We start from the raw sequence: 26,764 nt of genomic DNA, 5'->3' as shown, positions 1-26,764 counted from the left end.
CCCTTATTGCCATTCGAAGCCGATACGGGCGTGCGAGCCCTTGCTGACCGTGGCCTGGCGCGTCATCGCTTTGCCGTTATAGGTCGACGTGATCTTGTACGTGCCGGGTGGCAGTTTGACCAGCAGGTACGGGCCGCTGGTGGTGGTCTGCAAAACTATCGCGCCCTTGCTGTCCGTAATGGTGATCGGCACGTCGGCGGCGTAGGCATTCTGGCCATCCAGGTGCTGCGCGAACACCATGGACAGCGAATAGTCTTTTTCGGCGGCCTTCATGGACGTCGATTCGTCCAGGCCGATGCCGCCGGACACGTACTGGATGTTGCCAACCTGCTGTACGGGCGGCATATCGGCATATGCGACGGAGAGCCCGGCGCCGAACATAAGCATCGCAGCCAGCGAGCGGCGGAAACGGATTGTTTTCATCATTCTGCTCCTATGAAAAATCATAAGCGTCCCTTAGCCCGGGACCGGGCGCGCGGCGGGTTCGCGATGGCTTTACACCCGCACATGCCCCCGCGCATAGCTTTGAGTCGTTGCAAGCGTTGAAGTTTCGTATGTCAGCAATCGCGGCTCGGTATAGCAAGATACCTGCCCGTAAGAACGGGCTCGATGATGAAAGTCAAAAAGCGTGTGCCAAGGCGGGCGGCGGTGCGCGCCACCGATCGGAAGCGTCTAGTTCGCCGCCGTCCTGGCGGTGCCTGCGATGTTGAACACCGGTTCGATCAGTATGTCGACAGGGCCGGGGCAGGCCTTCGATCAGAGTGATCCCAGGTCCCAGTTCGAACGTCCCGCCGGCGCGCCGTCCGGCGCGAAGCGCCGTTCGTACAGCGCGCAGTGATCCGTGCCGATGGTCATGATCGTGGACGATCGCGTCCCGTAGGTCAGCCCCACGATGAAGGCGCTGCTGAGAAAACGCTCGCGCTCCAGGCCGACGCCGGTGTCCGGCAGTTCGGCGTCCAGGGCCACGGAACGGTCGCCCAGCGCATCGAACAGCGCTTCGATGTCGGGCGATGGCGCGGTGCGCAGGATGTCGGTAAAGGCGGCCTTGGTGCGGGCCAGCTTGGGCCAGGGCGTGTCGAGCAAGTGGTTGGACAAGGCGTAGATGCCGGGGCCCAGATGGCGCGGCGCCGAGCCGCGATTGCTGTAGTAGCAGACGTCGCCGCGATCGCCGACGATCAGGTTGAAGCCGTTGTAGTCGGCGCCGACGGCGGCGATTCCAGCGATGTAGTCCGATGGCGTGGCATCGCCGCGCAGGAAATCCTCCACCAGCTTGCCGCGCGATGGCGCGCCGGGCCGGATGCTCATGGGATCGCGATAGTTGGTGACCAGCGCATGGCGCCCGCCGCGCGTCATTCCCATCCAGGTACCGCCGGACTGCAGGTCGCGGCCGGCGATGATGCGCGGGTCGTCCTTCCATGGCGCGGCGGCGGCGGTGGGGCGCGCGTGGTATTCGTCGCGGTTGGCGGCGACCAGCACGGGTATGCCGGGGAGTACGTCGATGGCAAGAACCGCCAGGCACATGGTCGCTGTTCAGTCCGTGCGGGAGAGGGCCGCGTCCGCGGCAACGCCACCATCGCGCGTGAAGCCGGCAGTCCTTGGGCGCACCAAGGCTAGGTAGTCGCGCGCCTGCATGACGATGGAGGCATCCAGGCGGCCGGCATTGAACACGATCTCGTCATAACGGGTGCCCAGTGTTTCGTCCACCAGCAGTGTGAGCGCATCGTCGAAGACGAAAGGCGGGATGGCGCCGATCTCGCAGCCGGTCAGTTCGCGCGCCAGATCGCGCGAGGCCAGCGATGCCTTCTTGCCGCCGGCCGCGCGCGCGATGGCTTCCAGGTCGGCCTGGCGGTCGGCGGGGAAAACGGCCAGCACATGGGCGCGTTGCGTGGACGAGAGCTTGACGCGGCATACCAGCGCCTTGGCGCCCTGGCCGACCGCGGTGCCGCGTATCGCGGCCACGGCCTCGGAACGGCCTTCGGCGGCATGCCGCAGCAGGCGGTAGCTGACGCCCGCATCGTCCAGCAGGGCTTTCAATCGATCATGAACGGACACGCCGGCCGATACCGATGGCGGTGACGATCCCATTGCCGACGCTGACTCCGGTGTCGGCGCCGATGGTTTCGGCCCCGCACCGGCGGTACCCGCGGTATCACGCGAGAGCGTATCAGCGGACGGAGTCGCCGAATCGGTATTCATGGGTCAGCGTATCCAGCTTGGATTTCAGTTCGGCGGACAGTTTGTAGTCGACCGCGGCCAGGGTGTCGTCCAACTGCTCCGGCTTGCTGGCGCCCAGCAGCGGCGCGGTGATGACCGGGTTGGCCAGCACCCATGCCATCGCCAGCGTGGTCAGCGACACGCCGGCTTCCTGGGCAATGCCGCGCAGGGTCTCGACGGTTTCGAAGGACCTGTCGTTCCAATAGCGATCCTGGTAGCGGCCCGCCGCGGTGCCCAGCGTAAAACGCGTGCCTTCCGCCGGTTTGCTGTCGGGCCGGTGCTTGCCCGTCAGCAGGCCGCCGGCCAGCGGGTTGTAGGGAATCACCGCCAGGCCTTCGGCCTGGCAAAGGGGCAGCAGCTCGCGTTCGATCTCGCGGAACAGCAGGCTGTAGCGCGGCTGCACCGAGGTGAACCGGGTCAGGTGCCGCACGTCCGAGCGGCCCAGCGCCGTCGCCAGCCGCCAGGCCAGGAAGTTCGACACACCGATGTAGCGCGCGCGACCGGACTTGACGATGACGTCCAGCGCTTCCAGGGTTTCATCCAGCGGCGTGGATTCGTCGTCGGAATGCAGTTGGTACAGGTCGACGTAATCCGTCTGCAGGCGCTTGAGCGACGCATCGATCGCGTCCAGCAGATGCTTGCGGGAGGCGCCGCGTTGCCATTCTTCCGGGCCCATCACGCCCACCGCCTTGGTGGCCAGGATGAAGCTCGAGCGCTTGCCCGTCAGCCAGCGGCCGACGATTTCTTCTGTGCGTCCGGCGGTTTCCGGCGTGCCGCCCAGGGGATAGACGTCGGCGGTATCCAGGAAATTGATGCCCGCGTCGGCGGCCTTGTCCAGGATGCGGCCGGCCAGCGCTTCGTCGGTCTGCAGGCCGAAGGTCATGGTGCCTAACGCAAGACGGGATACCTTCAGGCCGGTGCGGCCGAATTGAATCTTGGGGATGGACATCGCGTTCTCCGGATCGATGCGCCGCGCGGGCGTATTCAGCAGGATGCAAGCGGGCCCCGCGCGAAAGCGGGTCCGCCGCGGACCGCGAAGATTCTACGCCCGATGTTCCGCGATGTCGCCGTATTGGCCCTATGCAGCCAATTGGTACTGTTGCGCCGTGCGTTCGAAGTCCGCGACCGTGCGGCGCTGCCAGGCGGCATCGTGGTTCAACTCTTCGGCCAGGATGCGGGCCACCTCGGGCGCGGCGCGCAAGGCGGCGGCGCTGTCGAGGAAGAGCGCGCGGTTGCGGCGGGCCAGCACGTCTTCCACGCTGCGCGCCAGTTCGAAGCGCGCGGCGAAGCGCACGTGGGCTTCGCTCAGTCCGCTGGACGGCACCAGCAAGCGATCCGCGCCGGGCAGGGCGCGCAACTGCGGCAGATCGCTGCCGTAGTAGGCGTCGGGCGTGCCGGGCCGCGCCATGCCGGCCGGCGCGCCGGGCGCCCCGTGCAGCGGCAGGTCCTGCGTGCGGCAGGGGGCGTAAGGCAACAACTGTTCGCGCGTCGCCAGATCCATGACGTCCTGCGCCATGCGGCGATAGGTGGTCCATTTGCCGCCGGTGACGGTGATCATGCCCCCCGGCGACATCACGATAGTGTGCTCGCGCGACAGCGATTTGGTGGCGCCGGCGCCGCTGGCCTTCACCAGCGGACGCAGTCCGCTCCACACGCTGGTCACGTCGGCGCGCGTGGGTTTGCGGCTCAGGTAGCGTCCGGCGGTGGCCAGGATGAAATCGACGTCCTGGCGGCTGGCGTCGGGCTCCAGCGGCAGGTCCGCCCGCGGCGCGTCGGTGGTGCCGACGATGGTGTGGCCGTTCCACGGCACCACGAACAGCACGCGGCCGTCATCGGTCTTGGGAATCAGGATGGCGTTGTCGCCCGGCAGGAAATCGCGTGGCAGGGTCAGGTGCACGCCCTGGCTGGGCGCGACCATGCCCGGGGCGGAGCGGTCTTCCATGCGGCGGACTTCGTCGACCCACACCCCCGTGGCGTTGATCACGCATTTCCCGCGCAGCACGAAGGTGGTATCGCTGAGGATATCGCGCGCCGTGACGCCATCGATGCGTCCATTGCTTTGGTTCAGCCCGGTGACGCCCATGTAGTTCACCGCCATGCCGCCCAGGTCGAACAGCGTGCGCATCAGCGACGTCGCCAGCCGTGCGTCGTCGAACTGGCCGTCGTAGTACAGCACGCCGCCGCGCAGCCGGTGGCCATTGATCTGCGGGGCGAGCGTCGGCGCGTCGGCCAACGCTTGCGACCGCGACAGCAGGCGGCTGGCGCGCAGATTCAGGCGACCGGCCAGCAAGTCATACATCTTCAGCCCTATGCCATAGAAGGGCTGGTCGAGCAGGCCGTACGCCGGTACGACGAAACCCAGCGGCCACACCACGTGCGGCGCATTGTGGCCCAGCAGGCCGCGCTCGTGCAGGGCTTCGCGCACCAGGCTGATATTGCCCTGCGCCAGATAGCGTACGCCGCCATGCACCAGCTTGGTGGCGCGGCTGGACGTGCCCTTGGCGAAGTCCGCGGCCTCGACCAGCAGGGTACGGTAGCCGCGCGCTGCCGCATCGACGGCGGTGCCCAGGCCGGTCGCGCCGCCGCCGATAACGATGACGTCCCAGGGCTGGGCGGAATCCAGCTGGCCGAGCAGGCGTTCGCGGGAGGGGGGCGTAATGGCACGTGGGGCTGTCATGGCTGGGGTTGATGCGTGGATGGGTCGAAGGTGATTTCACAGCGCACGCCGGCGTCGCGCAGGACGCCGCTGATGGCGTCGGGCATGGGCTGATCGGTGAACAGGCGGTCGATGCGTGAAACGTGCGCGACTTCCACCATGGCCTGGCGTTCGAACTTGCTGCGGTCGGCGGCCAGCCAGACCTCGCGCGATTGTTCGATGATGGCGCGCGATACGCTGACCTCGCGCAGGTCGTAGTCGCGCAGGGTGCCGTCGGGCTCGATGCCGGAGATGCCGATCAGCCCGATGTCCACCTTGAAGCGGCGGATGAAGTCGATGGCGGCGTCGCCGACGATGGCGCGGTCGCTGGCGCGCATCAGGCCGCCGGCGACGATCACTTCGCACTCCGGGTTGCCCGCCAGGATGTCCGCCACGTGCAGGTTGTTGGTGATAACGCGCAGCCCGCGATGGCGCAGCAGGGCGCGGGCAATGGCTTCGGTGGTCGTGCCGATGTTCAGCATCAGCGAGCAGCCGTCGGGGACCTGGGCCGCGACGGCTTCGGCGATGCGCCGCTTGCCGTCCGCGTTCACGGCCTGGCGCTGCTGGTAGGCGATGTTTTCCGTGGTGGACGGCGCGGGGACCCGGACGCCGCCGTGAAAGCGCGCCAGCAGGCCGGCGTCCGCCAGCAAGGCGACGTCGCGGCGGACGGTTTGCAGCGTCACACCGAAGCGCTGCGCGAGCGCTTCTATGGTGGCCGTGCCGTCCTCGCGCACGGCATCCACCAGGGCGATCTGGCGGGGGTTCAGGTTCATGGAATGATCATAAGCGAACAAAAACGAAAATAAAAGATGTATATCGCGCCTTTGGTTGAGGGAATCGAAAATAATCGAAAATCGCGCTGCGCCCGCGATTGTTACTTTCACGCGCAGTCGCAAAACGGGCCGCGCCCAGGCCTTCGCTTCATGGCGCGGGCGCGCCCGCATCAAGGGCCGTGCCCGGGGCCGCGTCCCTGTGACCGACTGCCTCGATTTGATACGTACAGCGACGAATCGGATCGCCGCCGCCCCTTATGCTGCGGGACTGCTTCCTTCCGCCATGTGGTTGGGTTGACGGAGCCGGCCCTTCGGCGGGTATGATCGCCGGATAAATTGCGCCGGCTTTTCCGCGTTTCATGACGCGGTGATGACCGCCCCGATGGACTGCCGGACGCATATCGGTGCCACGGCGCCGCGACAGATTTACTCATTACTAAATCAGGAGATAGCCAATGAATCGACCCCTGGATGGACTCGTCGCCGCGCTCAACGTGCCGGCCTATGTTCGGCACCGTAGACTCGTCGATTGGGTCGGGGAATTCGTGGCGCTGGCCAAGCCGGATCGCGTTGTCTGGTGCGATGGCTCGCAGGAAGAATACGACCGCCTGTGCGAACAGATGGTCCAGGCCGGCACGCTGCGCCGGCTGAACCCGGAAAAGCGCCCGAATTCATATCTGGCATGGTCCGATCCCGGCGACGTCGCGCGAGTGGAAGACCGCACTTTCATCTGCACGGAAGACAAGGCCGATGCCGGCCCGAACAACAACTGGGCGGCGCCGGCGGAAATGCGCGCAACGCTGAACAAGCTGTTCGACGGCTCGATGCGCGGCCGCACGCTGTACGTCGTGCCGTTTTCCATGGGACCGCTGGGCTCGCCGATTTCGCACATCGGCGTGGAGCTGACCGACAGCCCCTACGTCGTCGTCAGCATGCGCATCATGACCCGCATGGGCAGCAAGGTATACGACATCCTGGGCGACGACGGCGAATTCGTGCCGTGTGTCCACACCGTGGGCGCCCCCTTGGCGGAAGGGCAGGCCGACGTGCCGTGGCCCTGCAATCCGACCAAGTACATCGTCCATTACCCCGCCACCCGCGAGATCTGGAGTTACGGTTCGGGCTACGGCGGCAACGCGCTGCTGGGCAAGAAGTGCTTCGCGCTGCGCATCGCATCGACGATGGGCCGCGACGAGGGCTGGCTGGCCGAACACATGCTGATCCTGGGCGTGACCTCGCCGGAAGGGCGCAAGCACCATGTGGCGGCGGCCTTCCCGTCGGCCTGCGGCAAGACGAATTTCGCCATGCTGATCCCGCCGGAAGGGCTGAACGGCTGGAAGGTTTCGACGATCGGCGACGACATTGCCTGGATCAAGCCCGGCAAGGACGGCAAGCTGCACGCGATCAATCCGGAAGCCGGCTATTTCGGCGTGGCGCCCGGCACGGGCGAGAAGACCAATCCCAACGCCATGGCGACGCTGCGCGCCAACTGCATCTTCACCAACGTCGCGCTGACCGATGACGGCGACGTCTGGTGGGAAGGCATGACCGAGCAGGCCCCCGCGCACCTGATCGACTGGCAGGGCCAGGACTGGACTCCGCAGATCGCCAAGGAAACCGGCCGCAAGGCCGCGCATCCGAACGCGCGCTTCACCGCGCCGGCCTCGCAGTGCCCGTCCATCGACCCCGAATGGGAGAACCCCCAGGGCGTGGTGATCGACGCCTTCATCTTTGGCGGCCGCCGCTCCACCACCGTGCCGCTGGTGACGGAAGCGCGCAATTGGGAAGAGGGCGTCTACATGGCGGCCACCATGGGTTCGGAGACCACCGCCGCGGCCGCCGGCCAGCAAGGCGTGGTGCGGCGCGATCCCTTCGCCATGCTGCCGTTCTGCGGCTACAACATGAGCGACTACTTCCAGCATTGGCTGAGCCTGGGCGAGAAGCTGCGCCAGACCGGCGCCACGCTGCCGCGCTTCTACTGCGTCAACTGGTTCCGCAAGGGGCCGGACGGCAAGTTCGTGTGGCCGGGTTTCGGCGACAACATGCGCGTGCTGAAGTGGATGCTGGAGCGCATCGAAGGCAAGGCTGGCGGCCAGGAGCACGTCTTCGGCGTGACGCCGCGCTACGAGGACCTCGATTGGAAGGGCATGGATTTCAGCGCCGAGAAGTATGCACTGGTGTCGTCCATCGACAGCGCGGCCTGGCGCGATGAGCTGGCGCTGCATGGTGAGCTGTTCACGCAACTGGCGGAGCGCCTGCCCAAGGCCCTGCCGGCCACCAAGCAGCGCATCGAGGAGCGCCTGGCGGCCTGAGCCTGACGCCGGCGGTTCGCCGCCATAAAGCCCACGGGGCCTCGCATCGGCAAGATACGAGGCCCCGTGGCTTTTCAGGTCACGCGATGGTTGGCGGGTCAGTCGTCCAGATCGAGGTCGTCATCGTCCTCATCCTCGTCTTCCTCATCCTGCTCCAGCGCGTCGTAGCCCTTCCAGGTGATGCGCCATATGGCGTCCTGGCCGGCGGTGCTCTCGGTCAGCTTCTTGGCCAGGCCGGCATCGGCCAGAAGTTCCAGATGGTGTATGACCGCGTCCGGCGTGGCGCCGTCAATATCGAGCTCTTGCACGGCAGCCGTCACGTCGCGTCCGCTCAGGACGGCGGCCTCTGCGTCCCGGAAGGCGCCCAGGATGGATACGACCAGATCGAAATTGCGTTGCATGGCGATACCTCACAGGTTGGCGCGCCGCGGCGGCGCACCTGCAACGTTAACAGATGGTCGCTCAACCGGGCAGCAGGCATTCGCGGCAAGGCGTCAGCGCAACGTGCGCATCGCGGATCATGAAGTTGACCAGCGTGGTGGACACGCCCAGGTCGCGCGCGATGTCGCGCTGGGTGTGGCCCTCGATGCGGTACAGCTCGAAGGCGCGGCGCGTGCGCGCCGATAGGCCCGCGAGCGCGGCATTGGCCATGGCCAGGGCCTGCCGGCTGATGGCCAGATCGTCGGCGCCGTTGGCCGCCATCACGTGCTCGCCGTCCTCTTCTTCGGTGAACAGGCGGTTTTCCAGCGCGCGGCGGCGATGGTAGTCGATGGCCAGGTGGCGCACGGTCTGGAACAGATACGCGACCGGCTCGCGTATGGTGGCCAGCGGCGGTCCTTCGAGCAGTTTCAAGTAGGTGTCCTGCACGACGTCGTCGGCCAGCTCCACTGACCCCAGGATGCGCAGCGCGGTGCGCAGCAGCCTGGGCTGGTGAATGATGTACAGCGCCGCCAGCGAATCGGCGGCCGGGGTCTCTTTCAGCATGGATACTCCTTGCGGATACGCTCGGGATGCCCGGCTCGCGATACCCTGCATGCGTCAGAAGCGGTAGGCCGCGGTGGCCATGACCGTTCTGTCTATGCCGTATCGGCAGTTGAGCCGGTCGTTGCGACAGACCACCGTCTCTTTATTCGTCAGATTGGTCACATCGACGGAGAACCGCCATGCGCCCGTCTCGTAGCCCAGCGACGCATCCAGCATCGTCGCGGGTGGGTTCTTCATCGTGTTCTGGACATCCACCCAGGTGGTGCCTACGTAGCGCAGGCCCAGCGCGGCACGCCACCCTTGGGCATAACCCTCGGTAAAGCGGTGCTGCAGCCATAGCGATGCCATGTGCCGCGGCGTGACTATGGGCGTTTTGCCCTGGCCGCCGTCATTGCTGCGCAGATTGGTGACGTCGTTATAGGTGTAGGCGGCCAGGATGTCCCAGTTGCGTGCCAGCGTGGCCTTGGCCTGCAGTTCCAGGCCGCGCGAGCGCACTTCGCCGGCCTGCACGTTGAACCCGTCGTGCAGGGGATCCGGCGTCAGGCTGTCGCGTTGGCGCAGGTCGAATACCGCGATGGTGTAGAGCGCATCCGTATCGGGCGGCTGCACCTTGAGGCCGGCTTCGTACTGCCGCGCCTTGGCCGGGGTGAACGGCGTGCCGGCATAATCGACGCCGGGCTGCGGCATGAAGGACGTGGCGTAGCTGAGGTACGGCGACACGCCCGGCACGATCTCATAGGCCAGTCCGGCGCGCCCGCTGAAGGCGTTGTCGCGCTGCCGGGTGCGGCTGTCCTGGAGATGGTCGACGGTTTCGTCGTCGACCTCATCGTGCCGGCCCGACAAGGTCAGCGTCCAGTCGCCGCGGCGTATCTGGTCCTGCGCGTACAGGCCCCATTGGGTGCTGGTCTGCCTGACGTCCAGGAAGGTGGATAGCGTGCCGGGCAGGGGTAGGCGCAGGCCATATACCGGATCATCCAGATCCAGGTCGGGCGCCGGGCCCTGTTTATAGGTCTGCCAGCCTTCCAGGCGGCGATAGTCCATGCCCAGCAGCAAGGTGTGGCTGCTGCCCAGGCCGTCGTCGAAGCGGCCTTCCAGCTGATTGTCCAGGGCCACGCCGTGCATGGATTCGCGCGCGTCCACCAGATAGCGCGACAGGGTTTTGCCGTCGGGCTGCAGGGCCAGCGGATACAGATTGCGCAGCGTCATGTCGCCATGCTGATAGCGTACGTTCTGGCGCGCGGTCCAGGTCCGGTTGAAGCGGTGTTCGAACTGGTAGCCGGCGCTGGCGACGTCGCGGTCATAGCCGTCATAGGCATAATCGCCCACCAGCGTGCGCCAGGGATAGTAGCTACGCGACTCGCCGTCGTTGCGATCGTGCTGGTAGTGCAGCAGCAACGTGAATGACGTATCAGCCGAGCGCCAGGTGTAGGCGGGCGCGACGTAGGCCAGGTTGTCGCGATAGCGATGGCCGCTGCCGTATTCGTCCTGCGTGCCGGCTTCGCGGCCTGTCGCGGTCAGGCGGTACAGCGAGGATCCTTGGGCGTCGATCGGGCCGCCCAGGTCCAGATAGGCCTGGCGGTGATCGTAGGACCCCAGCTCCATGGCGACCTCGCGCAGGGGCTGGTCCGGCGGCCGCTTGGTGGTGCGGTTGACCAGGCCCCCGGCGGAAACCTGCCCGTACAGCGAAGACGACGGGCCGCGCAGCACTTCGATGCTTTCCAGCGCGTAGGTAGGCAGGCGCGGGCGGATCTGGTCATACGGCATCTGGCTGAGCCCGTCGCGGTAGTCGCCGGTCAGCTTGGCGTCGAAGCCGCGCAGCACGATCCAGTCGTTGCGGATTTCGTTGCCGCCGTAGTTGTTGATCTGTACCCCCGGCGTGTATTGCAGGGCCTGCACCACCGAGCCGGCATTGCGCGCCTGCATTTCGCCTTGGGTGATGACCGACACGGATTGCGGATTGGACAACAGGTCGGTGTCGGTCTTGGTCCCCGTGGTGGTCTGCCGCGCGACGAAAATGTCGGCGTTGTCGGCAATGGGGCGAGCCTGCACGAGCACCGTCGGCAGCACGGCCGACGCGGTGGTCGGGATGCGCACGATGTGATAGCTGCCGGGCCGCTCTTCGCGGGCTTCCAATCCGCGCTGGAGCAGCACCGCCGCAAAAGCCTGGTCCACGGTGTAGCGGCCGCGCAGGCCGTCGCTGTCCGTGTCGCCGATCACCGAGGGATCGAAGTAGAGCAGCACGCCGGCCTGGCTGGCGATGGCCTGTACGACGCGCGCGAGGCGGTCGGGGGCGATGTCGAAGCGCAGGTTCGGGGCCGCGCGGGCGGGAGCGTCGCCGCCGGCTGGGGCGGGCTGCGCGTGCGCGCGGCCCTCCAGGTACGGCCAATAGCCGCCCAGGCCCGCGATCAGGCTGGCGGTCACGACCCAGCCTCGCGCGGTATGCCTCCAGGATTTCCCATAGCGAGACGGTGCATCGCCTCTCCTCGTCATGACGTGGGGTTCCGTTGTCGGCCTGTTTTCAGGCCGTCCGTGCATAGAGGACACGCGAGCATGTGAAAACCGGAAAGCGCTGGACGAAATTTTTCTGGAAGAGGTTGCCTCGATCTGTGCGACGGCCCTTGCCGGGTAGCGCGACCCCTTTATGCGCGAAGCGCACGGCCGCCAGCGAGCAGCGGGTCCACGGAAACGCCGGCGCTCGCCCGGACCTCAGGCGGCGCGGCGCGCGGAGACTTCCACCCAGTACGGCGTGCGCCGCGTGATGGCGATGGGCAGCAGGCCGCTGATCGCTTCCAGCACGCGGTCGGTGTCGTCCGTGGGAAAGAGGCCCGACAGGCGCATGCGCCCGGCGGCGTCGTCACAGGTGATGTAGCCGCGGCGGTAGCGGCTCAACTCCGCCAGGAATTCCGCGAGGCTGACGTTGTCGGCCGCGATGCGGCCTTGCAGCCAGGCATCGGCCCCGGCCGCGACCGGACGCACGGAGCCCAGGCCGCCATGGAATAGAGTGGCCTGATTGCCGGCCGCCAGGTAGCCCGATTCCCCGCCCCTGGCGGGATGCAGGCTGACCTGGCCTTCGTAGACCGCCACGGTGGCATGGTCGTCGTCCAGCCGGATATTGAAGCGGGTGCCCAGCGCGCGTATGGTGCCCGCCGCGGTGCGCACCTGGAAAGGCATGCGGGCATAGGCCGCCGCGTGGCCGGTGGTGAAATAGGCCTCGCCCTGGCGCAGCGTGACGACGCGGCCGCTTTCGTCGAAATTCACGTCTATGCCGCTGCCGCTGTTGAGCACGATGCGGCTATCGTCGCGCAGGACGACTTCGCGGCGTGTGCCGATGGCGGCGGCGTAGTCGGGCGTGATCCGCAAAAAGCGCATGCGGTCCGCCAGCCAGAGGGCGGGCGCGCCCAGCGCCAGCAGGCCGGCGGCGCCGCGCAGCAGGCGCCGCCGGGTGTTCTTGCGCCGCGCGCGGCTAAGCGCTTCATAGGCCGGCCGGCCGCGGATGGCATTCATGCGGTCATCGGCATAGGCCAGCTGCGCCCAGGCGCGCTGATGGTCGGCATCGGCCGCGCACCATGCGATCCAGGCCTGGCGATCCTTGTCGGTGGCCTGGCCGGAAGAAAACAGCACATACCAGCGCGCGGCCTCTTCGGCGATGCTCGGCTCCAGCGGAATGCCGCCGGCATACAGAGCGCGTTGCCCGGTGGTCCGGTTCATTGCGCCGTTTCTTGCAGGAAGAAGCATGCCTGCACGGCACGCACCATATAGTTCCCCACCGTGCGCGTCGTCACCCCCAGGCGCCGCGCGATCTCTTCGTGCTTCAGGCCTTCCAACTGCGCCAGCAGGAAGGCCTCGCGCACTTTGCCGGGCAGCGCGTCCAGCGCGGCGTCGATGGCATAGAGCTGTTCCAGCAGGAGCTTGCGCTGCTCGGGGTCGGGCGCGTATTCCTCCGGCACCAGGGCCAGCGCGTCCAGGTAGGCGCGCTCGATGGCGTTGCGGCGATAGTGGTTGGCCAGCAGCCGGCGGGCGATCGTCGCCAGGAAAGCGCGCGGCTCGTTCAACGCCGGCAGCTCCCGCGTGGCCAGGATACGCACGAACGTATCCTGCGCCAGGTCGATGGCGGCATCCTCGCCGCCCATGCGATGCCTGAGCCAGCCCGCCAGCCAAGGCTGGTGCTGGGAGTAAAGCGCTTCCGTCGTTTGATGCACGCTCAGCTCGTCGCCAGACATGGGAGGTGTCTCCGCAAGAGGATCGGTTGGTGAATTTAAATAATGATAACGCTTATCAATTACTTTTCATAACGGCTGTGGGGACTCCGACGCTAAATTCCATCCGCCGTCGTTCGTCAACGGAAATGAGAGCTAATCCTGTTTCCCGACAGGATCCGCTCGATCCCGAAATCGACACGGACGGAAAGAATCATGAGCTGCTTCGATCGTGAAGGCGCAATTCTGCGGGTGCTGGTCAATGACGAGGAACAGTACTCGCTCTGGCCGGACTTCAAGGCCATTCCGGCCGGCTGGCGCGATACCGGCGTACAGGGTGACAAGCAGACGTGTCTGGCGTATGTCGACAAGGTCTGGACCGACATGCGGCCGCTGTCGCTGCGCCGTTTCATGGATGAACAAGCCTCGGCGGTGGAATGATGTCGCCGGCGGTTTCCCTGTTGTGCCTGCCTTGCGCCGGGGCCAGCGCAACGATGTACCTGCGCTGGCGCCGCCGGGTCGAGCCGTGGCTGCGCATCGTTCCGGTGGAGCTGCCCGGCCGTGGCGTGCGCATGGACGAACCCTATGCCACCGAGGTCGAAGCCCTGGCCGCGCGGCTGGTCGATGAACACGCCGAAGATATGGCGGGGCCCTATGTCCTGTTCGGACACAGCATGGGCGCCTTGCTGGCCTACCACATGGCCTTGCGGGCGGAGCGGGCGGGCGGCGAAGCGCCGCGCCTGCTGATCGTATCCGGCAGCCCCGCGCCGGCGCACCGCGACCCATCGCGATTCGAGGGCATGGATAGCGACCAGGCGTTGATCGACGATTTGCGCAAGCAGGGCGGGACGCCGGAGGCCGTGCTGGGCAGCCGAGGGCTGCGCCGCTTCGCGCTGGATACGCTGGCGGCCGATTACGCCATGTGCCGCGCCTACCGATACGCGCCGCGGCCGCCCCTGGCGGTGCCGCTGCTGGTGCTGGCGGGGCGCGACGACGATATCGCGCCGCGTGCCATCGATGCGTGGCGTGACGAAAGCCGGGCCGATGTGCGGCAGGTGTGGTTCGACGGCGGGCATTTCTTCGTCAAGCATCGCGAAGAAGAAGTCCTGGCGTTGCTGGATCGTTCATTGCGGCCCTTGGCGGAGCAGGCGTGCCACCGGTCGGTCGTGCTGGCCTGAAGCGAGTCCATCATGGAACGATATGAAGCCGGCGGCCCGGCAGGGACGGAATTGCCGGTGCTGCTGTCGCCCCGCCATGAAGGCCAGCCGTTGTTGCGGGCCTTGCCCGAGTTGCGCGGCCGGATAGACGCGGCGCTGGCGCGCGCGGGCGGCGTGCTGCTGCGCGGCTTCCAGGTCGATACGGTAGACGTGTTCAAGGCTTTCGCGGCGAGTTTCGGCCATCCGCTGCTTTCCTACGAATTTGCTTCCACGCCGCGCAGCGCGGTGTCGTCCGGCATCTATACCAGCACCGAGTATCCGGCGCACCAGCATATCCCGCTGCACAACGAGCAGGCATATACGCGCGAGTGGCCGATGAAGATCTGGTTCCATTGCGTCAAGGCGGCGCAGTCCGGCGGCGAGACGCCGATCGCCGACAGCCGCGCCATCTATCGCCGCATCGCGCCCGCCATACGCGAGCGCTTCGCGCAGGGCTTGATGTACGTGCGCAACTTCGGCGAATTCGATGTGCCGTGGCAGCAGGTGTTCGGCACCGGCGAGCGCGCGCGCGTGGAAGCGTACTGCAGGCGCGCGGGCATCCGGTGGGAGTGGCTGCCGGACGACGGCCTGCGCACGCTGCAGCGCTGCCAGGGGGTGGAGCGCCATCCCCTGACGGGCGACATGGTCTGGTTCAACCAGGCGCATCTATTCCATGTCTCCGCGCTGGATCCGGACGTGCGCGAATCGCTGGAAGACCTGTTGGGCGCGGACCATATGCCGCGCAATGTGTATTTCGCGGATGGATCGGCCATCGACGATGGCGTGTTCGACGAGGTGCGCCAGGCGCTGGCGGCGGAGACGGTGATTTTTCCCTGGCGAGAAGGGGACGTCCTGATGTTGGACAACATGCTGGCGGCGCATGCGCGCACGCCCTATCGCGGCGAACGCAAGGTGGTGGTGGCCATGGCCGAACCGCATGGCACATCGATGTTCAACGACGCGGCGGCGGCATGAGCGACGCCGTCGTTGCGCAGGATCGGTCCATGACGTCTTCCGCCACACCGGATAGCGGCGCGGCCGCGACCATCGACGCCCGGCTGCGCGGCCATGCGCGCGCGCGCGGCGACGCGATCGCGCTCATCGTCGAGCATGGCGGCGGGGCGCTGTCCCTGACCTATGCGGAGCTCGATGCGGCCGCGGCCGCCCTGGCGGCGGTGCTGCGGTCCCGCATGCCCAAGGGCAGCCGCGCCTTGCTGATGCTGGATAACGACCAGCATTACGTGGTGGGATTTTTTGCCTGCCTGTATGCCGGCATGATTGCCGTGCCGGCGTTCCCGCCCGATCCGGCGCGCGAGCAGGAACTGCGGCGGTTGCAGGTGATCGTGCGTGATTGCCAGGCGGCTTGCGTGTTGACCACGGCGCAGGTGGCGCTGGGGTTGGCCGATGCGCTCGCCTGGTTCGATGGCGTGCCGCTGTTGGCGGTGGACCAGGTCGCCCTGGCGCCTGGCGATGCGAGCCAACCGCCGGCGGCCGATCCGCAGGACATCGCCTTCCTGCAATACACCTCCGGGTCTACCGCGGATCCCAAGGGCGTGATGGTCAGCCATGCCAACCTGATGGCCAACGCGCTTGCCATGCATGAAGGCATGGGTACGCGCGAATCCGACGTCTGCGTGTCCTGGTTGCCGCTTTATCACGACATGGGGCTGATCGGCGGATTGCTGGAGGGCCTGTATCTGGGGACCCGCGTGGTGCTGATGTCGCCCAGATATTTCCTGGAGCGGCCGATCCGCTGGCTGGAGGCAATCTCGCGCCACCGCGGGAATTTCAGCGGCGGGCCGGACTTTGCTTATCGGCTTTGCCTCGAACGCATCCGGCCGGAGCAGCTGCGCGATCTGGACCTGTCCAGCTGGCGCATCGCGTTTTCCGGCGCGGAGCCCGTGAATCCCGATACGCTGGCCGCGTTCGCGCGCCTGTGTGCCGAGGCGCGGCTGCCGGCCGCGGCCCTGTATCCCTGCTATGGCTTGGCGGAGGCAACGCTGTTCGTGACGGGCGGCGATCACACGAAGCCGCCGATATGCACGGTGTTCGACGAGGCCGCGCTGGCGGCGGGGCAGGCCCGGCCGGCGGGGCAGGGCCGGCGGTTGGTCGCCTGCGGCGTGCCGGCGCCTGGCCATCGCGTCGCCATCGTCGATCCCGCCTCGTCGCGCTTGTTGCCGGATGGCAGGCAGGGAGAGATATGGACGGCCGGCCCGAGCATCGCCCGGGGGTATTGGGGCAACGGCGAGGCGACGCGGCGTTCGATCGTTAGTCGCGATGGGCTGAGCTGGCTGCGCACGGGCGACCTGGGGTTCATGTACGGCGGGGAGCTGTACGTCAATGGCCGCATCAAGGACTTGATCATCGTTCGCGGCCGCAATGTTTATCCGCAGGACATCGAGGCCGTCGTCGAAGCGGAGGTGCCGCAGGCCCGCAAGGGCCGGGTGGCGGCCTTCGCGGTGGAAACGCCCGATGGCGAGGGCATAGGCCTGGCGGCCGAGATCGCGCCCCTGCAACGCAAGCGGCATGCACCCGGCGCGCTGGTGCGGGCCTTGGCGCGGGCCGTGGCGCTGGCCTGCGGAGAGCCCCTGTCCGTCGCGGTGTTGCTGGAGCCGGGCACGCTGCCCAAGACGTCCAGCGGCAAGCTGCAGCGGGCGGCGACGCGCGCGGGATGGCGCGCCGGATCGCTGCACGCGTATGCCATACACGAGCACGGGCGTTTTGTGCTGGGCGAGGCGGGGGACGCTGGCGCCATGCCGCCTCGCGAGGGGACGGAGGCGGCACTGGCCGGGATCTGGGCGGTTGCGCTGGGACGGCGGGCCGAGGACCGGAAGGCGCGGTTTTTCGAGATGGGCGGGAGTTCGCTTACCGCCGCCAGCGTGGCGGCGGCAATCCGGGGCCGCTGGGGGATAGCCGTCGGGGTGCGCGATGTGTTTGCGCATCCGGAGCTGGCGGAATGCGCGTCGCATATCGATGTTCTGCGCGCGGCGCGGGTGGGACATGCGGGCGCGGCAGCGGATGCGGACGGGGCGGCCGCGGGGCAGGGCGCATTGGCGCCCGTTCAGCGCCGGCTGTGGCTGCTGGATCGTCTGGCCGCCGAGCCGGCGGCGCGGGCGCGCTACAACGTGGGGGCGGTCTTTCATCTGGATGGTGAACTCGATGCCGTCCGCGTGGAAAGCGCGATCAACGCGATCGTTGCGCGCCACGCCGTGCTGCGGACCGTGTATCCCGAGGACGATGACGGCGAGCCCCGCGCCAGCATCCTGGCCGATGCGCGGATCGATGTGCCGGTCGTGGACCTGACGACGGATCGAGTCGCCGCGCCCGATACCGATGCCGCCGCCGGGCGTATCGCGCTCGAATATGCGGAAGCGCCGTTCGACCTATCCACCGGGCCGCTGCTGCGGGCGCGCCTGTTGAGACTGGGCGAGCATCGCCATCTGCTGCTCATGGCGGTGCATCACATCGTGTTCGACGGCTGGTCGGCGGGCGTCTTCGTCGACGAGTTCTGCGCGCACTATGCGGGTCGGGAACCGCCGGCGCTGCGCGTGCAATATGGCGACTACGCCGCCGCGGCCGCCCGCGCCGAGGCGAACGGCGCCTGGCGGGAAAGCCTGGCCTATTGGAAGACCACACTGACGCATGCGCCGGTGCGCTCGTCACCCCGGGCCGGACCGTCCGGCGGCGCCTCGACGACCGGTCCCGGCCAGCCCGCGGCCGCCCATGCCCATGAGCGGCCGCCGGGTGTTGCCGCCGCCGACAGCGCCACCGGAACGCCGGCGGCCTTGCATGCCGGCCGCGCCATGCCGGCCGCGACGCTGCGGCAGACCCTTCCTGGCAGCCTTGCGCGCCGGTTGGCCGATCTGGCGCGGCGGCATGACGCCACGCTGTTCCAGGTATTGATGACGGTCTTCCTGATGACCGTGCATCGCCATACGGCGCAGGACGACATCGTCGTCGGCACCGATGCCGCCGGCCGCGACGATCCGTCGCTGTCGCCGCTGATCGGCTTCTTCGTCAACGTCCTTCCCATCCGGTCCCGTGCCTTGCGTGCCGCGCCTTTCCAGGAATGGCTCGCCCGCACGCGAGCCACCGTGCTGGACGCCCTGGATCACCAGCAGGTCCCCTTCGACCGCATCGTTGATACGCTCGGCATGCCGCGCGACCGGGACGGCAGTCCTTTGGTGCAGATGCTCTTCGTCATGCAGAACACGCTGCGGCTGGCCGTCGACCTGCCCGACGTCGTGGCGCGGCCGGCGGCCTTGCCGACGACGCATGCGCGCTTCGAGCTGGCGGTGTTCGTGCATGAGCATGCGCAGGGGCTGGAGATCGAATGGACCTATGCCGCCGCGCTGTTCGCGCCGGATGTCGTGGAAAAAATGGCCACGATCTGGGCGGACGTGCTGCATCAGGTCGCCGCCGACGACGGCCGCCCGTGGTCGATCGCCGATATTCCCCCCTTACCGGAACCCACCATGAGCGCGACTACATCACGTGCGGCTACGCCGGCCGAATCGGCGGTCTTCACCGGCGCGGCGACCGGCGTAGCGCCCGCCGACGCCGCGGCGGTCCAGGCCTCCGCCGTCGCTTCGACCGCCGCGCAGCCCGCGCCGGCTTCATCCACCATGCGCGGCAAGCTGGATCGCCTGTCCGCGCGGCGTACCGGGGCAGGCGGCGACCGCGCCGCCCCTGCATCTATGCGCACGGCGCCCGTACGCATGGCGCCGCTTTCCGCCGGGCGACCCTTTCCGCTGGTTATCGAGGCCGTGGACCCGGACCTGGACCCGATCGCCTGGGCCGCATCGCAGCGCGCCCGGCTCGAAGCGCTGTTGAACCGGCACGGCGGCATTCTCTTCCGCGGCTTCGCGCTGCGCACGCCGCAGCAGTTCGAATCCTTCGCCGAGGCGATAGAACCCACGCTATACGGCGGCTATGGCGACCTGCCGAAAAAGGAGGGCGGCCGCAATACCTACCGTTCCACGCCCTATCCGGAAAAGCAGATGATCCTGTACCACAACGAAAGCGCGCACCTGGAGCGCTGGCCGCGCAGGCAGCTGTTCTTCTGCGAGCTCCCTTCGCGGGTCGGCGGCGCGACGCCCATCGTCGATTGCCGCGAAATGCTGCAACGTCTGCCCGCGGAGATCGTGCAGGAATTTGCGCGGCGCGAGCTGCTGTACGTGCGTACCTTCACGGAGCGCCTCGACGTCAGCTGGCAGCGCTTCTTCGGCACCGACGACCGCCAGGCGGTGGAGACCACGCTGCGCCGCGCGGGAACGGATTTCCGCTGGCTGGACGACAGCACGCTGCAGACACGTACGCGTTGCCCGGCCGTAATCACGCACCCCGACACGGGGGAGCGGGTGTTCTTCAACCAGGCCCAGCTGCACCACATCCATTGCCTGGAGCCGGACGTGCGCGCGGATCTGCTCAGCATCGCGGGCGTCGAGCGCATGCCCCGGCATGTGTACTTCGGCGACGGCGGCGCGATACCGGAATGGATGATGGAGGCGATCGGCCGGACCTATGAGGACTGCGCCGTGCGCTTCGACTGGGCGCAGGGCGACGTGGTGATGCTGGACAACATGCTGGCCGCGCATGCGCGCGACCCCTATGAAGAACCGCGCAAGGTCGTGGTGGCGATGGGCGCCATGTTCGATCGTAGCGCGCTGACAAGGGGTTGAGGCATATGGATAGGCAAACGCCTGAAGCGGGCTTGCACGCGCCGTCCGCCGAGGTCGATCATCTGCCCCTGAGCCCGGAACAGCGCGCCGTCGTGGCGACGGAAGGCAGGAGCATGCGGGTGGCGCTGGTGGAGCTGGACGGCGTGCCGGACGTGGCTCTTCTGCGTACCGCGCTGGATAAGGTGGCCGCGCGTCATGACAGCTTGCGGCATGGGTATGTCGAGGTGGCCGGCTACCGGGGCCCGCGGCTGGCGCCCGAGGCTGGATCGGGATGGCAATGGCAGGCGGAAGAGGCGGATGCGGATGCTGTCAATGCGCAAGTCGCATCCTGGCGCGGCGCGTCCTCCGGGATGCGGGCGGCGCTGTGGCGCGTTGGGCCGGATCGCGCCCTGCTGGGTCTTGCCGTGCCGGCGTTGGCGGCCGATAGCGCATCGATGCGGATCCTGGTGCGGGATCTGAAGCGTGGCTATGACGGCTCGCCCGGCGACAAGGCGACGATCCGGGAGACGCTTGCCGGAGGCGAACAACCCTTCGCATATACCGAATACATCGAATGGCGCCGCGAGCTGGACGAGGAAGCCGATGCGTCCGCGGCGCGGGCGTATTGGACGCAATATCTTGCGCCGTACACCGGCTGGCGCGGACCGGCATTGCGCTATCGCGACGGCGCCGGGCGGGCTGCGGTCGGTCCGGCCGTTGGCGGCGTGCGCGAGGATGGGGCCACCGCGCCGCGCCCGGATGCCCGCCCGGATGCCTTGCGCGCCACGATGGACGTGGATGGCGATCTCGTGGCGAACCTGCGCGACACCGCGTCGCGATTGCGCCTGCCGCTATCCCTGCTGATGCAGGCCGCGTGGTGGGCCACATTGGGCCGTATCGCCGGCGACTGGCGCTTCCTGGGCGGGTGGCAGCACGATTGTCGCGTCGATTACGAAATGCTGGCCGGCGCCGTCGGGGCATACGAAAAGACGCTCCCCATCGCCCTCGACTGGGAAGCCGGAATCCCCTTCAGCCAGTGCGCGGCGGGCCTCGCGGCAACCCTGGCCCGGCATGTCGAAGCGCAGGAGTACTGGCCCGTGGACGCGCCGCCCACGGCGGTGCATCTGGAAGCGGGGTTCCACTACGTCGAAGAGCCTGAACTGGCCGGCGTATCGCCGGCCTGGTCACCGCGCGAAATGCCGGGGCCGGCGGGCGCATTCGACATGGCCTTGCAGGTCGGCATGCGCGGCGATGGGGCGCGGCTGACGCTGGCTTATCACGCACTACGGTATCCGGCCTGGGGCATGCATGCATTGCTGGACCAGTACGCCGCCCTGCTGGACCACGTGGCGCGCGAGCCCGACACGCCGATCGGCACGCTGCGGGTGCTGGGCGCCGCTGCGCGACGCGCCTTGCTGGCCCCGCGTGGCGACGTCCTGAATGTGGGTCCGGATGCGCTGCCGCAATTGATCGCGCAATGGGCGCGGCGCACGCCGGAGGCCGTGGCCCTGCGCGAGGCCGGCCGCGAGTTGAGCTACGCCGAGCTGGAACAGCGCGTGCGGTCTACGGCTTCGGCTTTGAGCGGGCTGGGGGCGCGTCGCGGCGGCATCGTCGCCTTGCGCCTGCCACGCGACGCCGATCTGGTGGTGGTTATGCTGGCCGCATGGCGTTGCGGCGCCGCGTATCTTCCCATGGAGCCGGACTGGCCGGATGCACGCTGCGGCGCCATCGTGCGCGCCGCGGCGCCGGATTGCCTGCTGGTCGCCTCCGACGATCTGGCCGCCGGGGCGGCGGCGTGGGCGTCCGGCGTGCCGGTGTGCTCGTGGCCAGCGATATCGCGTGAGCTTGCGGGACAGCGCGCGATGGGGGGAATCGCCAAGGACCCTATGCGCACGGACGGCCCGCTGGTCGACGCTTCGGCATTGGACGAAGTCGCCTATGTGCTGTTCACATCCGGTTCCACCGGCGAGCCGAAAGGCGTTCCCATCGCGCATGGGCACCTCTTGAACTACGCGGCCGCCGCCACGCATGCGATGGACCTGGGGCGAGCGCGCCGCTGGGCGCTGACCGGGACGGTCGCGGCCGATCTGGGCAACACGGCCCTGTTTGGCGCCTTGTACAACGGCGGTACGCTGGTGGTGGCGACCCCCGACGATATGCGGGATGGCGCCAGCTTCCGCCGCTTCCTGGCGACGGAACGCATCGACGGCATCAAGATCGTGCCTTCGCACCTGGAGGCGCTGCTGGACCATGAGGGCGCCATCGTGCCCGCATGCGTGGTGCTGGGGGGCGAGGCGTCGTCCGCCGCCCTGGTGCGGCGGATCGCCGGGCTGGCGCCCGGCTGCCGGCTTTACAACCACTACGGTCCGACGGAATCGACCGTCGGGGTGATGGTGCATGCCGTGCCGCTGCCCGCCTCGAATGCCGGCGCGCCCGCATCGCTACCGCTGACGCGGGTACTGGCCAATTGCCACGTCCGCGTGCTGGATGCCGATCTGCAGCCGACGCCGATCGGCGGCATCGGCGAGGTGTATCTGGGGGGCGCGCAGCTTTGCTCCGGTTATCTGGGCCGGGATGGCGCGGGGTCGTTCATCGACGATCCCTACCGGCCGGGCGAACGCCTGTACCGGTCGGGCGATCTTGCCTGCGTATTGCCGGGGGGCGCCATCCAGTTGGCGGGCCGTGCCGATCATCAGGTCAAGATACGCGGCCATCGTGTCGAACCCGCCGAAATAGAGACGCGCCTGCTGGCGCTGCCGGACGTGCGCCAGGCCGCGGTGATCGCCACGCCGGCAGCCGGCGGCGTGGCGCTGACGGCTTTCGTGGTCTGCGCATCGCACGATGCCGACCGTATCGCCGCCTGGCGGGAAGCGTTGGCGGCCACGCTGCCCGAATCCATGATCCCCGCGCACTTCGTACAGCTCGACGCCTTCCCGCGCCTGCCGAACGGCAAGATAGACCGCCAGGTCCTGGCGGCGTCCGCGCGCGCTACCGCCGGGCAGGGCGGCGGCAGCGGCCCTGCCGTTGCGCCGCGCGATGCGCTCGAAACAGTCGTGGCGCGCCGCATGGCGGATCTGCTGGATCGCCCCATGCCTGGGATCGACGACGACTTTTTCTCCATGGGCGGCCACTCGCTGCTCGTCATCAAGCTGGTGACCCGTCTGCGCAAGGCGCTGAAAGTCGAATTGCCGCCCGGCGCGGTATTCGACCACCCCACCGTCGCCGCGCTGGCCGCCGAACTGCGGCGGCGCGCGGACGACCCGGCCGCGCTGGACCGCGTCGCCGAGGCGCGCATGGCCCTGGACGACATGAGCCCGCAGGAACGGGCGGCCCTGGCCGGCCATAACGAGGAACGCGCATGACCGACAGCCGCCTGGATCTATTGCGCGCCTTGCTGGCCGACGACGAGGACGACAACGCCGACCCTGCCGCTTCGGCATCCGCCGCGGTCGCCGCGATAGGCGACGCGGAGGTCTACACGGACGGATGGACCAGGCAATCGCTGGCGCAACGGCAGCTATGGTTCCTGCATCGCTACAGCCCATCGTCGACCGCCTATAACCTGCCGCGCGCCTTCGTGTTGCGCGGCCCGCTGGACGCGGACGCCATGCAGCGCGCGTTCGACGCCGTGGTCCGGCGGCACGCCATCCTGCGCACCCGCTTCGGCGAAATCGACGGCGTGCCTATGCAGCGCGTCGACCCCTTCGGGCGCTGCGAACTCGCACGGCATGATCTGTCGGGCCTGCCCGCCGACGATGCATGGGAAGAACGCGACGGCCTGTTGGCGGCGCTGGCCGGCCACGTCTTCGACCTGGAGGCCGGCCTGCCCCTGGCGGGCTGCCTGATACGCATGGACGCGGACACCCACGTGCTGGCCTGGTGCCTGCACCATATCGCCTCCGATGCGTGGTCCAACCCTGTCTTCGCGCGTGACCTGGCGCGGGCTTATGCGCAAGCCCTGGCGCGGGAAGGCGAGGTCGTCCTGTCCGCGCTGCCGCGCCAGTATGCCGATTTCGCGGCATGGCAGGAGCGGCAGGCGGCGCGCGGCGCATGGGCGGCCAGCGTCGACTACTGGGACAGGCACCTGGGCGGCGACGCGCCGCCGCTGGTCCTGCCGTCCGACCATATCCGGCCCGCCGACGCCGGTTTCGCCGGCGCCTCGCATTACTTCGATGTTCCGCCCGACCTGGCGCGGGCCCTGCGGGCCTATTGCGCCTCGGCGCGCTGCACGCCTTTCGTCGTCCTGTTCGCCGCATGGCAGGTATTGCTGGCGCGCTATGCGGGACAGCAGCGTTATGCCGTCGGCGTGCCTGCCGCCGCTCGCACGCTGCCCATGTCGCATGACATGGTGGGCTTCTTCGTGCAGACCCAGGTGTTCAAGGCGGACATCGACCCGCGGCATACGCTGGAGCAGGTGTGCCGCCGCGTGCGCGACGACGCGCGTGCGGCCATGGACCACGCGGACATGCCGCTGGATCTGCTGCTGGAACGCCGCCACGCCGCGCGCGATTCCGGCCGCCAGCCCCTGTTCCAGGTCATGTTCGGCCTGCAGGCCACGGATGGCGCCGCGGAACTGGCGCTGACGGATCTGACCGCCGCGCGCATCGCCCTGCCGGAACGCGCCGCCAAGTTTGAGCTATCGCTGGATTTCCTGCTGAACGAAGCCGGCTGGGCGGATGTGGATGGCGGTGGACAGGCCCTGCTGGGGCGCCTCGAATACAACACCGCACTGTTCACCCGCGCCACCGGCCGAGGCCTGGCCGCGCGTTTCCTGGCGGTACTGCGCGATATGGTCCTGCGTCCCGCGCTGCGCGTGGCGGACGTGGACATCGTCCTGCCCGATGAGAAAAGTCTGTTGGACCGCTGGAGCGACGGTGGACCGGCGCTCGCGCCCTTGCGTCCGGTCCATGAGGATTTCGCCGGACAGGCCAGGCGTACACCCGCCGCGATCGCCCTGGAGATGGACGACTTGGCGCTGACCTACGCCGAACTGGACGGCCGCGCCAACGCATGGGCGCACAGGCTGGCCGCGCTGGGAGCCGGTCCCGACGTGCCGGTGGCCATCATGCTGGAGCGTTCCGTCGAGATGGTCGTCGGCTTGCTCGCCATCCTGAAAGCCGGCGCCGCCTACGTGCCCGTGGATCCCGAGTATCCGGCGGAACGCCTGGCCTATATGCTGGAAGACTGCGGCAGCCGCCTGCTGTTGCTGCGCGGCGCCGCGCCGGCCGGCCTGTCGCTGCCGGACGGCATGACGCAGATCGACCTGGCCGGCGATGCCGGGCCGCCGCGCGCCGACCCGCCGGCGACACGCCTGCATGCCGACAACCTGGCCTATGTCATCTATACCTCCGGCTCGACCGGACGGCCCAAGGGCGCGGGGAACCGGCACGGCGCCCTCGCCAATCGCATCGCCTGGATGCAACGCGAATACGGCCTGACGCCGGGGGACGCGGTGCTGCAGAAGACGCCATTCGGCTTCGATGTATCGGTGTGGGAATTCTTCTGGCCGCTGACGACCGGCGCGCGCCTGGTCATGGCCGCGCCGGGCGATCATCGCGACCCCGCGCGATTGGCGGCAAGCATTGCGCGTCATGGCGTGACGACGCTGCATTTCGTGCCGTCCATGCTGCAGGCTTTCCTGGCGGACGGGCAGGGCGGCGTGTGCCGCGGCGTGCGACGCATTTTGTGCAGCGGCGAAGCCCTGCCGGGCGAGGTCCGCGATGCGGTGGCGCGCGACATGCCCTGGGCGTCCCTGCACAATCTATATGGACCGACCGAGGCCGCCATCGACGTTACGCAGTGGACGTGCGGCCCACGCGATAGCGGCAATGTGCCGATAGGCCGGCCTATCGCCGGCCTGCGGGCCCGGATCCTCGACGCCGACCTGAACCCCGTGCCGCCGGGCGCGCTGGGCGAACTCTACCTGGGCGGCGCCGGATTGGCGCGCGGCTATACGGCACGGCCCGGCCTGACCGCGGACCGCTTCGTCGCCGATCCCTATGGGGAGCCCGGGGCGCGCCTCTACCGCACCGGTGATCTGGCGAGCTGGGGCGCCGATGGTCGGATCATGTACCAGGGCCGTACGGACCATCAGGTCAAGATACGCGGCCTGCGGGTGGAACTGGGCGAAGTGGAGGCCTGCCTGCTGGCGCAGCCCGGCGTGGCTGCCGCGGTCGCGGTGGCGCATGCGGGGCAGGCGGCGACCCAGCTGGTGGCCTATGTTGCCGGCGCGGCTTCTGCATCCGCCGCGGCCGCCCCGACGACGGGAACCGATGGCGGACGGGATGCGGCCGCGGCGGGACCGTGGGGTTTGCCGGATGCCGCCTTGCTAAGGCAGGCGCTTTCCGAGCGATTGCCGGACTATATGGTGCCGGCGGTCATCATGGTGCTGCCCAGCCTGCCGCTGAACACCAACGGCAAGATCGACCGCAAGGCGCTGCCCGCGCCGGAATTCGCGGCGAGTGCCGCTTATGAAGCGCCGCGCGGCGGGGTGGAGACGCTGCTGGCTTCGGTATGGGGCGTCGTGCTGGGCGTGCAACGTGTCGGACGACACGATGACTTCTTCGAACTGGGCGGCGATTCCATCCTGGGCTTGAAGGTCGTCGCCAGCGTGCGCAAGAGCGGCTGGCTGATCAGCCCGCGCGACGTGATGGAGCGGCAGACGATCGCGGAGCTGGCCGCCGCGGCGCGGCCGCTGCACGCCGCGGCGGGCGCGTCGAACGGTGGGCGGCCGG

At 68.3% G+C, this 26,764-nt stretch carries 17 protein-coding genes and 2 pseudogenes; 8 read left to right on the top strand and 11 right to left on the bottom strand.

What is annotated here, in order from left to right:
- Positions 1-3 precede the first annotated feature (3 nt).
- The 6 genes from ACNA0R_RS12200 to ACNA0R_RS12175 form a co-directional block, all read right to left on the bottom strand.
- On the bottom strand, positions 4-426 hold the full coding sequence (locus ACNA0R_RS12200) for a carboxypeptidase-like regulatory domain-containing protein (protein WP_415826265.1): 423 nt from the start codon (positions 424-426) through the stop codon (positions 4-6).
- Between the two features lie 330 nt (positions 427-756).
- Entirely contained in the window at positions 757-1,521 is a 765-nt protein-coding gene (locus tag ACNA0R_RS12195; protein WP_415826264.1) for an NRDE family protein, read from the bottom strand.
- Between the two features lie 9 nt (positions 1,522-1,530).
- The gene (locus tag ACNA0R_RS12190; RefSeq protein WP_415826263.1) at positions 1,531-2,052 is read right to left on the bottom strand and encodes a YbaK/EbsC family protein; all 522 of its coding nucleotides are present in this window, start codon (positions 2,050-2,052) and stop codon (positions 1,531-1,533) included.
- Between the two features lie 112 nt (positions 2,053-2,164).
- Positions 2,165-3,163, bottom strand: coding sequence for an aldo/keto reductase (locus ACNA0R_RS12185; RefSeq protein WP_415826262.1), 999 nt, complete (start codon positions 3,161-3,163; stop codon positions 2,165-2,167).
- 129 nt (positions 3,164-3,292) lie between these two features.
- Positions 3,293-4,891, bottom strand: coding sequence for a glycerol-3-phosphate dehydrogenase/oxidase (locus ACNA0R_RS12180; RefSeq protein ID WP_415826261.1), 1,599 nt, complete (start codon positions 4,889-4,891; stop codon positions 3,293-3,295).
- Positions 4,888-5,682 carry a DeoR/GlpR family DNA-binding transcription regulator gene (locus ACNA0R_RS12175; RefSeq protein WP_415826260.1) on the bottom strand — a complete coding sequence of 265 codons (795 nt, stop codon included), beginning with the start codon at positions 5,680-5,682 and terminating at the stop codon, positions 4,888-4,890. The genes ACNA0R_RS12180 and ACNA0R_RS12175 overlap by 4 nt, the downstream gene beginning before the upstream one ends.
- A 455-nt stretch (positions 5,683-6,137) precedes the next feature.
- On the opposite strand from ACNA0R_RS12175, the gene ACNA0R_RS12170 reads away from it, so the two are divergent.
- A complete protein-coding gene (locus ACNA0R_RS12170) occupies positions 6,138-7,994 on the top strand; it encodes a phosphoenolpyruvate carboxykinase (GTP) (RefSeq protein ID WP_415826259.1) in 1,857 nt (618 codons plus the stop codon).
- A 98-nt stretch (positions 7,995-8,092) separates the two neighbouring features.
- On the opposite strand, the gene ACNA0R_RS12165 is transcribed toward ACNA0R_RS12170, so the two are convergent.
- The 5 genes from ACNA0R_RS12165 to ACNA0R_RS12145 all read right to left on the bottom strand — a co-directional run bounded on the left by ACNA0R_RS12165 (position 8,093) and on the right by ACNA0R_RS12145 (position 13,198).
- Positions 8,093-8,395, bottom strand: a complete 303-nt coding sequence (locus ACNA0R_RS12165; RefSeq protein WP_415826258.1) for a DUF2513 domain-containing protein — start codon at positions 8,393-8,395, stop codon at positions 8,093-8,095.
- 61 nt (positions 8,396-8,456) lie between these two features.
- Entirely contained in the window at positions 8,457-8,978 is a 522-nt protein-coding gene (locus ACNA0R_RS12160) for a sigma-70 family RNA polymerase sigma factor (RefSeq protein WP_415826257.1), read from the bottom strand.
- A 54-nt stretch (positions 8,979-9,032) separates the two neighbouring features.
- Positions 9,033-11,399 (bottom strand): TonB-dependent siderophore receptor, encoded by a 2,367-nt coding sequence (locus tag ACNA0R_RS12155; RefSeq protein WP_415826256.1) that lies wholly within the window; start codon positions 11,397-11,399, stop codon positions 9,033-9,035.
- A gap of 285 nt (positions 11,400-11,684) precedes the next feature.
- On the bottom strand, positions 11,685-12,686 hold the full coding sequence (locus ACNA0R_RS12150) for a FecR family protein (RefSeq protein ID WP_415826255.1): 1,002 nt from the start codon (positions 12,684-12,686) through the stop codon (positions 11,685-11,687).
- The gene (locus ACNA0R_RS12145) at positions 12,683-13,198 is read right to left on the bottom strand and encodes a sigma-70 family RNA polymerase sigma factor (RefSeq protein ID WP_415826254.1); all 516 of its coding nucleotides are present in this window, start codon (positions 13,196-13,198) and stop codon (positions 12,683-12,685) included. Before ACNA0R_RS12145 ends, ACNA0R_RS12150 begins: the two co-directional genes overlap by 4 nt.
- Positions 13,199-13,390: 192 nt before the next feature.
- On the opposite strand from ACNA0R_RS12145, the gene ACNA0R_RS12140 reads away from it, so the two are divergent.
- The 7 genes and pseudogenes from ACNA0R_RS12140 to ACNA0R_RS12110 all read left to right on the top strand — a co-directional run.
- On the top strand, positions 13,391-13,615 hold the full coding sequence (locus ACNA0R_RS12140; RefSeq protein WP_462935914.1) for an MbtH family protein: 225 nt from the start codon (positions 13,391-13,393) through the stop codon (positions 13,613-13,615).
- A complete protein-coding gene (locus tag ACNA0R_RS12135; protein WP_415826253.1) occupies positions 13,612-14,352 on the top strand; it encodes a thioesterase II family protein in 741 nt (246 codons plus the stop codon). The genes ACNA0R_RS12140 and ACNA0R_RS12135 overlap by 4 nt, the downstream gene beginning before the upstream one ends.
- Before the next feature lie 12 nt (positions 14,353-14,364).
- The gene (locus ACNA0R_RS12130; protein WP_415826252.1) at positions 14,365-15,345 is read left to right on the top strand and encodes a TauD/TfdA family dioxygenase; all 981 of its coding nucleotides are present in this window, start codon (positions 14,365-14,367) and stop codon (positions 15,343-15,345) included.
- A 29-nt stretch (positions 15,346-15,374) separates the two neighbouring features.
- The gene (locus ACNA0R_RS12125) at positions 15,375-20,051 is read left to right on the top strand and encodes a condensation domain-containing protein (RefSeq protein ID WP_415826251.1); all 4,677 of its coding nucleotides are present in this window, start codon (positions 15,375-15,377) and stop codon (positions 20,049-20,051) included.
- 5 nt (positions 20,052-20,056) lie between these two features.
- The gene (locus tag ACNA0R_RS12120; protein ID WP_415826250.1) at positions 20,057-23,392 is read left to right on the top strand and encodes a non-ribosomal peptide synthetase; all 3,336 of its coding nucleotides are present in this window, start codon (positions 20,057-20,059) and stop codon (positions 23,390-23,392) included.
- Positions 23,389-24,873: pseudogene (locus ACNA0R_RS12115) on the top strand (condensation domain-containing protein); the annotation flags it as partial. The gene ACNA0R_RS12120 and the pseudogene ACNA0R_RS12115, both read left to right, overlap by 4 nt.
- 45 nt (positions 24,874-24,918) lie before the next feature.
- Positions 24,919-26,754 (top strand): annotated as a pseudogene (locus tag ACNA0R_RS12110) (amino acid adenylation domain-containing protein); the annotation flags it as partial.
- Positions 26,755-26,764 lie beyond the last annotated feature (10 nt).

It is taken from the genome of Bordetella sputigena, assembly GCF_965137885.1.
Classification (GTDB): domain Bacteria; phylum Pseudomonadota; class Gammaproteobacteria; order Burkholderiales; family Burkholderiaceae_B; genus Bordetella_C; species Bordetella_C sputigena.
This window is presented reverse-complemented; position numbering and strand designations above follow the sequence as displayed.

Bases quoted from the DNA above. Each gene is read 5' to 3' on its own strand.
- ACNA0R_RS12200 (WP_415826265.1), bottom strand. From the start codon at position 426: ATGATGAAAACAATCCGTTTCCGCCGCTCGCTGGCTGCGATGCTTATG.
- ACNA0R_RS12195 (WP_415826264.1), bottom strand. From the start codon at position 1,521: ATGTGCCTGGCGGTTCTTGCCATCGACGTACTCCCCGGCATACCCGTG.
- ACNA0R_RS12185 (WP_415826262.1), bottom strand. From the start codon at position 3,163: ATGTCCATCCCCAAGATTCAATTCGGCCGCACCGGCCTGAAGGTATCC.
- ACNA0R_RS12180 (WP_415826261.1), bottom strand. From the start codon at position 4,891: ATGACAGCCCCACGTGCCATTACGCCCCCCTCCCGCGAACGCCTGCTC.
- ACNA0R_RS12175 (WP_415826260.1), bottom strand. From the start codon at position 5,682: ATGAACCTGAACCCCCGCCAGATCGCCCTGGTGGATGCCGTGCGCGAG.
- ACNA0R_RS12170 (WP_415826259.1), top strand. From the start codon at position 6,138: ATGAATCGACCCCTGGATGGACTCGTCGCCGCGCTCAACGTGCCGGCC.
- ACNA0R_RS12165 (WP_415826258.1), bottom strand. From the start codon at position 8,395: ATGCAACGCAATTTCGATCTGGTCGTATCCATCCTGGGCGCCTTCCGG.
- ACNA0R_RS12160 (WP_415826257.1), bottom strand. From the start codon at position 8,978: ATGCTGAAAGAGACCCCGGCCGCCGATTCGCTGGCGGCGCTGTACATC.
- ACNA0R_RS12150 (WP_415826255.1), bottom strand. From the start codon at position 12,686: ATGAACCGGACCACCGGGCAACGCGCTCTGTATGCCGGCGGCATTCCG.
- ACNA0R_RS12145 (WP_415826254.1), bottom strand. From the start codon at position 13,198: ATGTCTGGCGACGAGCTGAGCGTGCATCAAACGACGGAAGCGCTTTAC.
- ACNA0R_RS12140 (WP_462935914.1), top strand. From the start codon at position 13,391: ATGAGCTGCTTCGATCGTGAAGGCGCAATTCTGCGGGTGCTGGTCAAT.
- ACNA0R_RS12135 (WP_415826253.1), top strand. From the start codon at position 13,612: ATGATGTCGCCGGCGGTTTCCCTGTTGTGCCTGCCTTGCGCCGGGGCC.
- ACNA0R_RS12130 (WP_415826252.1), top strand. From the start codon at position 14,365: ATGGAACGATATGAAGCCGGCGGCCCGGCAGGGACGGAATTGCCGGTG.
- ACNA0R_RS12125 (WP_415826251.1), top strand. From the start codon at position 15,375: ATGACGTCTTCCGCCACACCGGATAGCGGCGCGGCCGCGACCATCGAC.
- ACNA0R_RS12120 (WP_415826250.1), top strand. From the start codon at position 20,057: ATGGATAGGCAAACGCCTGAAGCGGGCTTGCACGCGCCGTCCGCCGAG.